Here is a 12,748-nt window from a genome sequence, read left to right on the forward strand (position 1 = left end):
CGGCATGCAGATGACCCCTGACGGCACGATCCTGTTCCACCTCGGCCCGCTGCCGGTCAATGCCACGATCCTTTACACCTGGATCGTGATGGGCGTGCTGATCCTGTCGGCGCTGCTGGTCCGCCTGCGGCTGAGCGATACCGGCGAGCTGACCCGCTGGCAGAACCTGTGGGAGGCCGTGGTCGAGACCATCGCGGGCCAGATCCGCGAGGTGAGCGGGCAGGAACCCGGCCCCTACCTGCCCTTCATCGGAACGCTGTTCGTGTTCATCGCGCTGTCGAACATCCTGGCCGTGGTGCCCGGGTTCCAGCCGCCGACGGGGTCGCTGTCGACGACCACGGCGCTGGCGCTGTGCGTGCTGATCGCGGTGCCGCTGTTCGGGCTGGCGCGGCGCGGCGTCGGGGGCTACCTGCGGTCCTATATCCAGCCCTCGCCGCTGATGGCGCCGTTCAACGTCATGGGCGAACTGACGCGCACGCTGGCGCTGGCGATCCGGCTGTATGGCAACGTGATGAGCGGCACGGTGATCGCCGGCATCCTGATTTCCATCGCGCCGTTCTTCTTCCCCGTCCTGATGCAGCTGCTGGGGCTGCTGACCGGGGTGATCCAGGCCTATATCTTCGCCATCCTCGCGATGGTCTACATCGCCTCGGCCACGCGGGACCGGCCCGGGGCGGGCATGCCGAAAGGAGAGTGACATGATGGACCCGACGCTGATCGGCGCGGTTTCGATCTTCACCGCGGGGCTGACCATCGCGATCGGGTCGATCGGCCCGGCGCTGGGCGAGGCGCGCACGGCGTCGCAGGCGCTGGCCGCGATCGCGCAGCAGCCCGACGAGGCGAATACGATCACCCGCACGCTGTTCGTCAGCCTCGCGATGATCGAATCGACTGCGATCTACTGTTTCGTGGTTGCGATGATCCTGATCTTCGCCAACCCGTTCTGGGACGCGGCGATTCAGGCGGGGACGGCGGCCGGGGGCTAGGGGATGCAGATCGACTGGATCACCGTTGCGGCCCAGATCGTCAATTTCCTGGCGCTGGTGTGGATCCTGCACCGGCTGCTCTACCGGCCGGTGACCCGCGCGATGCAGCGCCGCGCCGCCGATATCCGCGATCGGTTCGCCGAGGCCGAGCGGCGTGAGGCGCTGGCGGTGGAGGAGGCCGACCGGCTGCGCGCGCAACAGCGCGACGTCGAGGCGGCCCGCGCGGGCGTTCTGGCCGAGGCGGAGGCCGAGGCCGCCGCCCTGCGCGCGCGGCTGGAGGAGGAGGCCCGCGCCGCGGTGGCCGCGCGCCGTGCCGAGTGGGAGGATCAGCTTGACCGGGAACAGGCGGCCTTCCTGGCGGACCTTCGGCGCGGTACGGCGGCCCATGTCGCGCGCGTCGCGCGCCGGGTGCTGGACGATCTTGCGGGGGCCGCGCTGGAAGAGGCGGTGGTCGACACCTTCATCGGCCGGTTGCGGGCGCTGGAGGGCAAGCCGCTGGACGAGTTGCGCGCCGAGGCGGTGGCGGCGGGCGGCGAGATGGCGGTGTCCAGCGCGTTCGACCTGTCCGACGGGATGCGGGCGCGGCTGTGCAGCGCGCTGGACCGGGTGCACGACGCCCCCCGTGTCGGGTTCGACCGCGACCCGGCGCTGGTCTGTGGCATCCGCCTGCGTATCCGTGGCCAGACCGTGCAGTGGACCGTCGATGCCTATCTGGACGACCTGCAGAACGAGGTCGCCGCGCAGATCGACCGCGGTGCGCGGGACAGGGCGGCGGAATAGCGATGGGGGTGCTGGACGGCATCGCAAGCGACATCCTGGCCGGGCTGGGCGCGGGGCTGGACGCGCACCGGGCCGTGCTGAGGACGGAACAGATCGGCTGGGTCGCCCGCGTGGGCGCCGGCATCGCCGAGGTCGAGGGGCTGGCGGAACTGGCCGCCGACGAGTTGATCGCGTTCCCGGGCGGGCTTTTGGGTGCGGCCACCGATATCGAGGAGGGGCGCGTGGGGGTAATCCTGTTCGGCCCGTCCGGGACGCTGGACGCCGGGGCCGAGGCGCGCCGCACCGGCCGGGTGATCGACATGCCCGTGGGCGCGGCGCTCTTGGGCCGGGTGGTCGACGCGCTGGGCCGTCCGCTGGATGGAGCGGGTCCGGTGCTGGCCGCCGAGCGCTGGCCGGTGGAACGCCCTGCGCCCGGCATCCTCGACCGCGCGCCGGTCGATGTGCCGCTGGAAACCGGGATCAAGGCGGTGGATGCTGCCATTCCCATCGGGCGCGGCCAGCGCGAGTTGATCATCGGCGACCGGCAGACTGGCAAGACGGCGGTGGCGCTGTCGGCGATCCTGACGCATCAGGCAGGGCGGCCGGGCGGCACGGGGCCGGCGGCGAAACCGGGGCTGTGCGTCTATTGCGCGGTGGGCCAGCGGGCCTCGGCGGTGGCGCGCGTGATCGAGATACTGCGCCGCGAGGGGGCGCTGGCGCGCACCGTCGTCGTGGTCGCGGGCAGCGAGGACGCGCCGGGCCTGCAATTCGTGGCGCCCTATGCCGCGACCTCGGTTGCGGAATGGTTCATGGCGCGGGGCGAAGACGTGCTGATCGTGTATGACGACCTGACGCGCCACGCCCGCACCTATCGCGAACTGTCTCTGCTGCTGCGCCGCCCGCCGGGGCGCGAGGCCTATCCGGGCGACATCTTCTATATCCATGCGCGGCTTCTGGAACGGGCGACGCGGCTGACGCCGGAGCGGGGCGGCGGGTCGCTGACCGCGCTGCCGATCATCGAGACGCAGGCGCAGAACATCTCGGCCTATATCCCGACGAACCTGATCTCGATCACCGACGGGCAGGTCTATCTCTCGCCCGAGCTGTTCGAGAAGGGGCAGTTGCCCGCGGTGGACCTGGGCCGGTCGGTCAGCCGGGTGGGGGCCAAGGCGCAGTTGCCGTCCTATCGCGCGGTGGCGGGCGATCTGCGGCTGTCCTACGCGCAGTTCGAGGAACTGGAGGTGTTCGCCCGGTTCGGCACGCGGTTGGATGAGGATACGCGGCTGAAACTGGCGCGCGGGCGGCGGGTGCGCGCGGCGCTGAAACAGCGCGAGGAGGCGCGGCCCGCCCCCCCGGAACAGATCGCCGTTCTGCTGGCCGCGACGCGGGGCCTGCTGGACGAGGTGCCGCTGGAGCGCGTGGCCGAGGCCGAGCGGGCCATCGCCGCCGCGATCCGCAGCCATGCCGCCGCGGCCTGCCGGCGGATCGAGAACGGCGCGCCCTTCGGCGAGGCGGAACGCGAGGCGCTGACGGCGGCGATCCGGGGCGCGGTGGCGGGCCTGCGGGGGGAGGCGGCGGATGGAAACGCTTGAACTGCTTCAACGGCGGATCGAGACGACGCGCGACCTGCAATCCATCGTGCGCACGATGAAGACGCTGGCCGCCGTCACCATCCGCCGCTCGGACCGCGCCAGCCGCGCGGTGCGCGCCTATGACGAGAGCGTGGACCGGGGCTTGCAGATCCTGCTGCGCGATCCGGGCGTCGCGCGGATGGCCATCGCGGCGGCCGAGGCGGCGTCGGACGGGCCGGTGGGGTTGATCGTGCTGGGGTCCGATCACGGGCTGTGCGGGCGGTACAACGACGTCGCGCTGGGCGCGGCGCTGGGCGATATCGCGGCGCAGGGGGGCGCGGGCGTGACGGTGGCGGCGGTGGGGGCGCGGGTGGCCGACCTGCTGGCGGGCGCGGGCCATCCGCCCGAGACGGTGCTGGCCATGCCCGGATCGGTCGCGGGGTTGCGCGGGGCGACCGGCGCGCTTCTGGCGCTGGCCGATGACTGGCGCCACGCGCGCGGGCTGGCGCGGGTGCGGATCGCGCAGGCGGTGCAGACGGCCGAGGCCCCGGCGCGACCCGTGGCGATGGGGCTGTTGCCGGTCTCGCCCGCCTACCTGCGCCACCAGGCGGCGCGTCCCTGGCCGTCGAACCGGCTGCCGACCTATTCCGAAACGCGCGAGGTGATGCTGGCCCGGCTGATCCGCGAACATGTCTTCGTGCGGCTCTACCGCGCGCTGGCCGAGGCGCAGACCGCCGAGCATGCCTCGCGGCTGGCCGCGATGCAGGCGGCCGAACGCGGCATCCGCGACCGGCTGGCCGAGATGGATGCCGATTTCCGGCGCGAGCGGCAGGCGCGGATCACCACCGAGATGCTGGACGTGGTGGCCGGCGCCGCCGCGCTGGAACGGCGCTAGCCGGGCGCCCGGTCAGGCGGCCCGCTTGCGCCGCCCGCATCGGCATCGTCCCCGGTGCCGATGCCGCCCTTGGATTTCATGTGGGTGATGGCGATGGTGAACTCCTCGCCCCGGGCAAGGTCGGTGAAACTTGCCGCCAGCGGCGCGCGGTTGGTGTCGGGTCGGTCGAAAAGCGGGCCGGTGAAACCGCCGGGCCGCACGCTGTCATCGAGGATCTGGACCGATCCGGGCACGAGGCCCACCGTGGTCACGTCATGGATCAGCCCCGCCGAGATCGCGTCGGACACGTCCCCGAGGGTGCCGCCCGGCGCGATTTCGAGGATGGACAGCCCCGTCAAATCGGTCCCGATCTCGCCGAACAGTTCCGCGAATTCGCGGTCGATCCCCGTCGTCGAGGCGACGATCGCATTGATCCTGATGGATATTTCCTGCCCGCCTTTTGGGGGGCACCGTTCTTGCGCCCGCCTGATGCTAGTGCGTTTCGGCCATTCGACCGGAATTTGGTGGCAGGGACGCGACGGCCGGGCCGAATGGCGCGGGGTCAGTAGCGCTGGGCCTTGCGGATGCGGTGCATCTCGTCGCTGCGGGCGATGGCCTGGCCCAGCGTGCGGATGCCCGCGCCCTCCATCACGCCCAGCATGTGGCGGAACACCTCGGCGGTGGCCAGCGCGTCGCCCAGCGCGGTGTGGCGGTGATCCTCGGGCAGGGTGACGCCGAAGCGGCAGGCCAGCGCGTCCAGCGTGTGATCGTCGGCATGCGGGAACAGCGCCGCCGACAATAGCACGGTGCACAGCGTCGGCTGGTCGAAGCGCAGGCCCAGCCGGTCTTCCTTGAGCTTGAGGAAGGCCATGTCGAAGGCCGCGTTATGGGCCACCAGGACCGAGCCCTCGCAGAAGGCATGGAACCGCCGCCCGGCCTCGACGATGTCGGGCGCGCCCTGCACGCGGGCGTCGTCGATGCCATGCACCGCGGTCGAGGCGGCGGGGATGTGGCGGCCGGGGTTCACCAGCGTGTCGAACACCTCGCCGCGCAGGATGCGGCCGTTCAGCATGCGGATGCCCGCCACCTGCACGATCTCGTCGCCGGCGCGCGGCGAAAGCCCGGTGGTTTCGGTGTCGAACACCACGAAGCTGAGATCGGACAGCGGCCGGTCGGCGGTTTCGGCGGAGGCCCGGGCGGGCAGGGTGAAATCGTAGAATTCCGGGCGCGGATCGGCGGGCGTCAGCACCGGGGCCGAGGCCGCGCGCAGCGGCAGAACGATGCGGTTCGCGCCGTCGCGGGTTTCGGACCACAATTCGGTCGCGTGGCCTTCCAGCGCGTCGCGCGCGGTGTACTGGCCATAGCCCGCGGCCAGCGGCGCGGCCAGCCAGCGGTCCAGCGCGCCGTCGGCGACCTCGGGGCCGGTCCAGTCCAGCGTCAGGCAGACCTCGTCCTCCTGCGCTTCGGCGCGCAGCACGAAATTGCAGCGCGTGCCGTCGGCCCGCAGCCCGTCCAGCACCCGGGCCAGCAATTCGGTGATCGCGAAGCCGTCGCAGCGGATGAACTGGCGCGCGCCCTCGAACCGCAGGTCCTCGGGCAGGCGGGCCAGAAGCGCGTCGAAGATGTCGTCCGAGGCGACGGCCGGCATCGGCCAGGCCCGCGCGGTGGCCGCGCCGTGGCGTTCGGCCACCTCGTGCAGGCGCACGACCAGGGCGCCCTGTTCGCGGCGCAACTGCTGAAAGAAGGTGGCGCGGGCCTGCGGGTCGGGGTCGGTTTCCATCGCGTCCAAGAGCGCGCCGATGGCCGCGGTCGGGCGGCGCACGGTTTCCAGAAGCGTGTTGAACAGGTGGTCATGTTCGGCGTGGGCGTCCAGGTCCTCGGTCGCGTCGTGGAAGATCAGCACATAGCCCACGCGGCTGCCGCCCACGGCGATCGGGCTGACGCGCGCCATCAGGAACCGTTCGCCGCAGGCGGTGGCGGCCAGGAACCGCTCGGCCTCGACCTCGCCGCGGGCGGCGCGCGCCCCCATCCGGTCAAGCGCGTGGGTCAGCGGTTCGGGCCGCAGGGCGGCGGTCAGCGGGCGGTCAAGGCCCAAATCGCCCAGAAGCGCCTGCGCCGCGCGGTTGTACAGCATGATGCGGTGGTCGGGCGTGGCGACCACCACGCCCTCGGCCAGGTCGCGCAACAGCGCCTCGAACATCGCCTTTTCGCGGTTCAGATGCGCGGTCTTTTCGGCCACGGCGCGGTCCTGTTTCGCGCGGGTTTCGGCCAGCGCGTCGTGGATCGCGTTCGCGGCGGGGGCCAGCGCGCCCAGGTAGCGGGCGTGGCTTTCGTCGATATCGGCGTCGATATCGGCGCGCGCCCGCGTGGTCAGTTCGGCCGCCAGCGCCAGGATCGGACGGGCCACGTTCTGGTCGAACAACAGCCCCACCCAGGCCGCCAGACCCGCGATGCCGAAGCCCGCGACAAGCCCCGCGATCACGTAGCCTTCGCCCGGCCCGCCCGTGCGCGCATGGCCCAGCCACAGCCCCAGGATCAGCGCGATCACGCCGCCCAGTGCCAGCGCCGCGAAGAACAGCGCGAACCGGGTTCTCAGCCCGAGTCGTTGATGCATCCACCCTCTCCTCCCAACAACGCGCGGATCTGGGCCTTCAGATCCGCGGTCGCGAAGGGCTTGGTCAGGAACGCGTCCGCCCCCAATGCCAGGCCCTTGCGCCGCTCGACCTCTCCGCCGCGCGCCGTCATCATCAGGACCTTAACACCTTTCAGTTCCTCGGTGCGCCTGATGATCTGGCATATTTCATAGCCCGACCGATGGGGCAGCATCACGTCCAGCACCACCAGGTCGGGCGGGGCCTCCTCCATCGCGTCCAGCGCGGATTGGCCGTCGGCCACGCGCCGCGTGTCATAGCCTTCGCGCGCGATCAGGTATTCCAGCGCGATGGCGATTCCGTCCTCGTCCTCGGCCAGCAAGACGGATTTCCGTGCCATGGGTCGGACCTTTCAGCTTGCGCCGTCGTCGCAGACGGTGCGGACCAGGGGATCGTCGGGCGAAAGCGCGCGCCAGCTTGCGGCGGCCGGGTCGGCAAGGGCGGCGTCGGTGACATCGGCGCGGGCCGGGGCGGTGCAGTCGACCAGCACCGGCGCGCTTTGCGCAGGCTGCCAGCGGGCAAAGAAATAAAGGGTGACAAGCCGGGTGTCGGGCGCGTCCTGGCGCCGGGCCGCGCCCGCGACATCGGCGGCCATCAGGCGCGTGGCCTGCGGGGCGAGGTAGGTCCAGGGTTTCCACGGGCGGCTTTCGGGGACGCGGGTGATTTCGACGACGCCCTGCGGCAGGCCGCCGGCGGTGCGGGTGGCCCAGCTGTATTCCGACCACACCGCGAAGCCGATCATCGCCACGCCGCCCGCCACCGGCATCAGCCAACGCGGCAGCCGCCGCCCGGTGGCCAGGTTCAGCGCCAGCATGACACCCGCCGCGCCCAGCCCGGCCACGAAACTTGCGATCAGTTCCAGGAACATCGGCCTACCCCATCCCGCCGCGGGCCTGTCCGACGGCCGATTGCATGGTCTTTATGACCATGAAGGCGTCGCGCAGGTGGTTGCGTTCCAGTTCCGACAACTGCCCCGGCGCCATGAAATTGTCGGGTGCCGTGCCCGCACGGATCTGTTCGGCCTGGTGGGCCAGGCGGGTTTCGGCGATCAGGTCATAGGCGTCGATCAGGTCATGCGCGCCCGCCTGCGAGATCACGCCCGCGGCGCGGGCGGCCTCCAGCCGGTCGCGGGTATTGACCTGTTCCAGCGCGCCCTTGAGCGCGTAGACCCGGCCGAGATCGACCACCGGCACGACGCCGGAATGTTTCAGGTCGAACATGTCCTTGTGTTCGCCCGACCGGATCAGCGCGAAGCCGCGGAACAGGCCCAGGGGCGGCGTGTGTTTCAGCGAGTTCGAGACCATGTGCGCCACGAAGATCGAGTTCTTGCGCGCCATCGCCAGGGTTTCGGCCTGCAGGTCGTGGAACAGGTCCGTGGTGCCCCCGATGGGGCGCAGGTCGAACATGACCGAGGCCAGCATCTGCGCCTCGGTGTCGGGCTGGGCGATCCAGCGGGCGAAATAGTCACGCCAGACCCGGCGCGGCTGGCGCCAGCGCGGGTTGGTGGCCATCATGTCGCCCGGGCAATAGACGAAGCCGCAGGTGTTCAGCCCGTCCGAGACGAACTTGGCCAGTTCGGCGAAATAGGCATCGTGTTCGGGTTTGAACGCGTCATCCAGGATCAGGCAGTTGTCCTGGTCGCTGACGCCGGTCTGTTCGCGCCGCCCCTGCGACCCGCAGGCCAGCCACAGGTAGGGAACGGGGGGCGGGCCCAGACGCGCCTCGGCCAGCGCCAGAAGGCGGCGGGTGATCGCGTCGGTGATGTCGGTGATCCGCCGCGAGATCGCGTTCGCCGCCACGCCCGAGCGCACCAGCTGCGCCAGAAGCGCGGGCACCTCGGCCACCACGCGGGCCATTTCCTCGGGGGTGTCGGCGTCGACCACCTCGACGATCATGTGGCTGGCGGTGGCGGCCTGCTGGCGGAACAGGTCGGTGCGCCCGATCAGCCCCACGATACGGCCCGCCTCGGCCACGGGCAGGTGGCTGATATTGTGATCGGCCAGCCGCATCAGCGCGTCCAGGCCCAGCGCGTCGGGGGCGATGGTGATCGGGTCGGGCGTCATCACCCGGGCCACCGGCGTGGTGCCGTCCAGCCCCTCGGCCAGGACCTTGCCCGACAGGTCGCGCACCGTGACGATGCCCGCGGGCGCCTCGCCCTGCATCACGATCACCGACGAAATGCCCTTGTCGCGCATGATCCGGGCGACATCCGTCACGGTCGCGCCGATGGGGCAGGTGACCGGCGTTTTCGTCATCAGGTCGGCGACCTTCAGCGCGGTCAGACCCGCCGCCTCGTCGCCCGCGGCCATCGCCCGGCCCGGCATCGCGCGCCGGAACCAGTCGGCAAAGGCCGGCACCTCGTCCATCAGGTCGTGGAACGCGGCCTTGGGCAGCAGCAGCAGCGAGACATCCGAACTTGCCCGCGCGGTCAGGGTCGCGCGGCCCAGCCGCAACAGCCCGCGTTCGCCGAACACGTCGCCGGGGCCGCGATGGGCGATCAGGTCCGACTCGCCCGTCTCGATATCGACGGTGCCGGTCTCGATCACGTAAAGCCCGTCCAGCCGGTCGCCTTCGTAGAAGATGGTCTGCCCGGGATCGGCCGCGATGCGGGTGACACTGGCGGACAGCGCCGCCAGCGCCTCGGCCGGCACGAGGTCGAAGGGGGGAAACCGGGTCAGGCTTGGGATGATATCGGCCTGGGCGTCGGACATGCGCACCTCCTGCGCGGGCAGCCGGGTCGGTCGAGGAAAGAACCTAAAAGGGGCGCGCGGGTCCGGGAAATTCCGGGCGCGTGGGGAAGGGGGCGGCGCCGGGCCGCCCCCCTCGATGTCGTCAGTGATCGGTCGCCGCGCCCGCACCGCGCGGGATGCGCACGCTTTCGACCAGGTCCTTGATCTCTTGCGGGGTCTCCTTCGTCATGCCGGCCACGATATAGGCCGTGGCGAAGTTGATCGCCGCGCCGACCGCGCCGAACGAGGTCGACTTGATCGTGAACAGCAGCGGGTCGCTGTCGTCGAAGCTGTTCGTGCCGGGGATGAAGAACCAGCCCTTGTGCAGGAAGATGTAGACCAGCGTGACGGTCAGGCCCGCCAGCATCCCCGCGACCGCGCCCACGTTGTTGATGCGGGTCGAGAAGATCCCCATCATCAGCGCCGGGAAGATCGAGGCCGCCGCAAGCCCGAAGGCCAGCGCCACCGTCTGGGCGGCAAAGCCCGGCGGGTTGAGGCCAAGGTAGGTCGCCACGCCGATGGCCACCGCCATCGCGATACGCGCGGACAGAAGTTCCCCGCGTTCCGAGATGTTGGGGTTGATCGCGCCCTTGATCAGGTCGTGCGACACCGCCGACGAGATCGCCAGCAGCAGACCGGCGGCGGTCGACAGCGCGGCGGCCAGGCCGCCCGCGGCCACCAGGCCGATCACCCAGCCCGGCAGGTTGGCGATTTCGGGGTTGGCCAGCACCAGGATGTCGCGGTTGAAGTTGGTCAGTTCGTTGCCCTGCCAGCCTTCGGCCGCGGCGCGTTCCTGCAGCGCGGGCGACGCGTCGTTATAGTACTGGATCAGGCCGTCGCCGTTCTTGTCTTCCCAGCCCAGAAGGCCGGTCTTCTGCCAGGTCTCCATCCAGTCGTATTTCTCGTCCGACTCGATGGTTTCCAGCGAAACGGCCGCCGCGTCGGTGCCGTTGGGCCACATCAGCTCGGTGATGTTCAGCCGCGCCATCGCGCCCACGGCCGGGGCCGTCAGGTACAAAAGCGCGATGAAGACCAGCGCCCAGCCCGCCGACCAGCGCGCATCCGACACCCGCGGCACGGTGAAGAACCGCATGATGACGTGCGGCAGCCCCGCGGTCCCGATCATCAGCGACAGCGTGAACAGCATCATGTTGAACGTGTCGCCGTGATGCGTGGTGTATTCCGAGAAGCCGAGTTCGCGCACGATCTGGTCGAGCTTGGCCAGAAGCGGCTCTCCGCTGGCCTGGTGGTCGCCGAACAGGCCCAGCGCCGGGATCGGGTTGCCGGTCAGTTGCAGCGAGATGAAGATCGCCGGGATCGTGTAGGCGAGGATCAGCACGATGTACTGGGCGACCTGGGTATAGGTCACGCCCTTCATGCCGCCGAACACCGCGTAGGCGAACACGATCACCGCGCCGATCAGCAGGCCGGTGGTGTTCGACACTTCGAGGAAGCGGCCAAAGGCCACGCCCACGCCGGTCATCTGGCCGATCACGTAGGTGACCGAGGCGATGATCAGGCAGGCCACCGCCACCATGCGCGCGGTCTGGCTGTAGAACCGGTCGCCGATGAATTCCGACACGGTGAACTTGCCGAACTTGCGCAGGTAGGGCGCCAGCAGCAGCGCCAGCAGCACGTAACCGCCGGTCCAGCCCATGAGATAGGTCGAGTTGTCATAGCCCACGAAGGCGATGAGACCGGCCATCGAGATGAAGGACGCCGCCGACATCCAGTCGGCCGCGGTGGCCATCCCGTTGGTGATCGGGTGCACGCCGCGTCCCGCGGCATAGAATTCCGACGTGGACCCGGCGCGGGCCCAGATCGCGATCCCGATATAGAGCGCGAAACTCGCGCCCACGAAGATCAGGTTGATGATGAACTGATCCATTGTCGCTTACTCCTCGTCCACGCCGAACTTGCGATCCAGCCGGTTCATGCGCCACGCGTAGAAAAAGATCAGCCCGAGGAACACGAGGATCGAGCCCTGCTGGGCGAACCAGAAGCCCAGGTCGGTGCCGCCCACGCTGATGCCGGCCAGAAGCGGCCGCAGCAGGATGCCGAAGCCGAACGAGACCAGCGCCCAGATGATCAGGCTTATGAAGATGAGACGGATATTGGCCTTCCAATAGGCCATCGCGGAGTCCTTGTCGGACATGGGATCCTCCCGTTTGCGGTTAGGGGGAACCGGGCGCGCCTCCCGCGCGCCCGGGATGGTCAGGCAGGTGAAACGCTCAGGCGCGGTTCATCCTGTTCTCGATGAGGTCGTCGACGACGGAGGGGTCGGCGAGGGTGGAGGTGTCGCCGAGGGCGCCGTAGTCGTTCTCGGCGATCTTGCGCAGGATGCGGCGCATGATCTTGCCCGAGCGGGTTTTCGGCAGGCCGGGGGCCCACTGGATCAGGTCGGGCTTGGCGATGGGGCCGATCTCGGTGCGGACCCATTTCTCCAGTTCTTTCCTCAGCTCGTCGGTGGGTTCCACGTCGTTCATCAGCGTGACATAGGCGTAGATGCCCTGGCCCTTGATCTCGTGCGGGTAGCCCACGACGGCGGCCTCGGCCACGGCGGCATGCGCGACGAGGGCCGATTCGACCTCGGCCGTGCCCATCCGGTGACCGCTGACGTTGATCACGTCATCGACCCGGCCGGTCACCCAGTAATAGCCGTCCTTGTCGCGGCGGCAGCCGTCGCCGGAGAAGTAGTAGCCCTTGTACTGGCTGAAATAGGTGTCCTGGAAGCGTTCGTGATCGCCCCAGACGGTGCGCATCTGGCCGGGCCAGCTGTCCTTGAGGCAGAGCACGCCCTCGGCCTCGACCCCGTCGATCTCCTTGCCGGATTCGGGTTCCAGGACAACGGGTTGCACGCCGAAGAACGGTTTCGTGGCCGAGCCGGGCTTGGTCGGCGTGGCACCCGGCAGGGGCGTCAGCAGGTGGCCGCCGGTCTCGGTCTGCCACCAGGTGTCGACGATGGGGCAGCGCCCCTTGCCGACATGGGTGTTGTACCATTCCCAGGCCTCGGGGTTGATCGGCTCGCCGACCGAGCCCAGCACCTTGAGGGCCGACAGGTCGTATTTCTCGACCCACTCGGTGCCCTGGCCCATCAGCGCGCGGATCACGGTGGGCGCGGTGTAGAACTGGGTCACCTTCAGGTCCTGGCAGACCTGCCAGAAGCGGCCGGCATCGG

At 70.0% G+C, this 12,748-nt stretch carries 13 protein-coding genes; 5 read left to right on the forward strand and 8 right to left on the reverse strand.

The genetic code is table 11. The annotated features are described in order from the left end of the window. Positions 1–4 precede the first annotated feature (4 nt). Genes EV662_RS17530 through EV662_RS17550 form a run of 5 tightly spaced genes read left to right on the forward strand, consistent with a single transcriptional unit; the run spans position 5 to position 4,211 of the window. Positions 5–697 carry a F0F1 ATP synthase subunit A gene (locus EV662_RS17530; protein ID WP_132465553.1) on the forward strand — a complete coding sequence of 231 codons (693 nt, stop codon included), beginning with the start codon at positions 5–7 and terminating at the stop codon, positions 695–697. A 4-nt stretch (positions 698–701) separates the two neighbouring features. Further along, positions 702–986: a F0F1 ATP synthase subunit C gene (locus EV662_RS17535; protein ID WP_425057045.1), complete on the forward strand. Its 285-nt coding sequence runs from the start codon at positions 702–704 to the stop codon at positions 984–986. 3 nt (positions 987–989) lie between these two features. Further along, positions 990–1,766, forward strand: a complete 777-nt coding sequence (locus tag EV662_RS17540; RefSeq protein WP_132465558.1) for a F0F1 ATP synthase subunit B family protein — start codon at positions 990–992, stop codon at positions 1,764–1,766. A gap of 2 nt (positions 1,767–1,768) precedes the next feature. Continuing rightward, positions 1,769–3,337, forward strand: coding sequence for a F0F1 ATP synthase subunit alpha (locus tag EV662_RS17545; RefSeq protein WP_132465561.1), 1,569 nt, complete (start codon positions 1,769–1,771; stop codon positions 3,335–3,337). Then, positions 3,324–4,211, forward strand: coding sequence for a F0F1 ATP synthase subunit gamma (locus tag EV662_RS17550; protein ID WP_132465564.1), 888 nt, complete (start codon positions 3,324–3,326; stop codon positions 4,209–4,211). The genes EV662_RS17545 and EV662_RS17550 overlap by 14 nt, the downstream gene beginning before the upstream one ends. Here EV662_RS17550 and EV662_RS17555 read toward each other — a convergent pair. The 8 genes from EV662_RS17555 to EV662_RS17590 all read right to left on the reverse strand — a co-directional run. Further along, entirely contained in the window at positions 4,208–4,549 is a 342-nt protein-coding gene (locus tag EV662_RS17555; protein WP_132465567.1) for a hypothetical protein, read from the reverse strand. The genes EV662_RS17550 and EV662_RS17555 overlap by 4 nt on opposite strands. 203 nt (positions 4,550–4,752) lie before the next feature. Beyond that, complete coding sequence (locus tag EV662_RS17560) at positions 4,753–6,804, reverse strand: exonuclease domain-containing protein (protein WP_132465570.1); 2,052 nt, start codon at positions 6,802–6,804, stop codon at positions 4,753–4,755. Next, positions 6,783–7,181 carry a response regulator transcription factor gene (locus EV662_RS17565; RefSeq protein ID WP_132465573.1) on the reverse strand — a complete coding sequence of 133 codons (399 nt, stop codon included), beginning with the start codon at positions 7,179–7,181 and terminating at the stop codon, positions 6,783–6,785. Before EV662_RS17565 ends, EV662_RS17560 begins: the two co-directional genes overlap by 22 nt. 12 nt (positions 7,182–7,193) lie before the next feature. Continuing rightward, positions 7,194–7,709 (reverse strand): hypothetical protein, encoded by a 516-nt coding sequence (locus EV662_RS17570; protein WP_132465576.1) that lies wholly within the window; start codon positions 7,707–7,709, stop codon positions 7,194–7,196. A 4-nt stretch (positions 7,710–7,713) separates the two neighbouring features. Further along, positions 7,714–9,552: a DUF294 nucleotidyltransferase-like domain-containing protein gene (locus tag EV662_RS17575; RefSeq protein ID WP_132465579.1), complete on the reverse strand. Its 1,839-nt coding sequence runs from the start codon at positions 9,550–9,552 to the stop codon at positions 7,714–7,716. 121 nt (positions 9,553–9,673) lie between these two features. Continuing rightward, entirely contained in the window at positions 9,674–11,458 is a 1,785-nt protein-coding gene (locus EV662_RS17580) for a sodium:solute symporter family protein (RefSeq protein ID WP_132465582.1), read from the reverse strand. Between the two features lie 6 nt (positions 11,459–11,464). After that, positions 11,465–11,725 (reverse strand): DUF4212 domain-containing protein, encoded by a 261-nt coding sequence (locus EV662_RS17585; protein WP_132465585.1) that lies wholly within the window; start codon positions 11,723–11,725, stop codon positions 11,465–11,467. Between the two features lie 76 nt (positions 11,726–11,801). Next, on the reverse strand, positions 11,802–12,748 hold a 947-nt coding region (locus EV662_RS17590), incomplete at its 5' end, for an AMP-binding enzyme (protein ID WP_165915647.1).

Source organism: Rhodovulum marinum, assembly GCF_004343075.1.
GTDB classification, from domain to species: domain Bacteria; phylum Pseudomonadota; class Alphaproteobacteria; order Rhodobacterales; family Rhodobacteraceae; genus Rhodovulum; species Rhodovulum marinum.

Bases quoted from the DNA above. Each gene is read 5' to 3' on its own strand.
- EV662_RS17585 (WP_132465585.1), bottom strand. From the start codon at position 11,725: ATGTCCGACAAGGACTCCGCGATGGCCTATTGGAAGGCCAATATCCGT.
- EV662_RS17535 (WP_425057045.1), top strand. From the start codon at position 702: ATGGACCCGACGCTGATCGGCGCGGTTTCGATCTTCACCGCGGGGCTG.
- EV662_RS17565 (WP_132465573.1), bottom strand. From the start codon at position 7,181: ATGGCACGGAAATCCGTCTTGCTGGCCGAGGACGAGGACGGAATCGCC.
- EV662_RS17570 (WP_132465576.1), bottom strand. From the start codon at position 7,709: ATGTTCCTGGAACTGATCGCAAGTTTCGTGGCCGGGCTGGGCGCGGCG.
- EV662_RS17550 (WP_132465564.1), top strand. From the start codon at position 3,324: ATGGAAACGCTTGAACTGCTTCAACGGCGGATCGAGACGACGCGCGAC.
- EV662_RS17580 (WP_132465582.1), bottom strand. From the start codon at position 11,458: ATGGATCAGTTCATCATCAACCTGATCTTCGTGGGCGCGAGTTTCGCG.
- EV662_RS17545 (WP_132465561.1), top strand. From the start codon at position 1,769: ATGGGGGTGCTGGACGGCATCGCAAGCGACATCCTGGCCGGGCTGGGC.
- EV662_RS17540 (WP_132465558.1), top strand. From the start codon at position 990: ATGCAGATCGACTGGATCACCGTTGCGGCCCAGATCGTCAATTTCCTG.
- EV662_RS17560 (WP_132465570.1), bottom strand. From the start codon at position 6,804: ATGCATCAACGACTCGGGCTGAGAACCCGGTTCGCGCTGTTCTTCGCG.
- EV662_RS17575 (WP_132465579.1), bottom strand. From the start codon at position 9,552: ATGTCCGACGCCCAGGCCGATATCATCCCAAGCCTGACCCGGTTTCCC.
- EV662_RS17530 (WP_132465553.1), top strand. From the start codon at position 5: ATGCAGATGACCCCTGACGGCACGATCCTGTTCCACCTCGGCCCGCTG.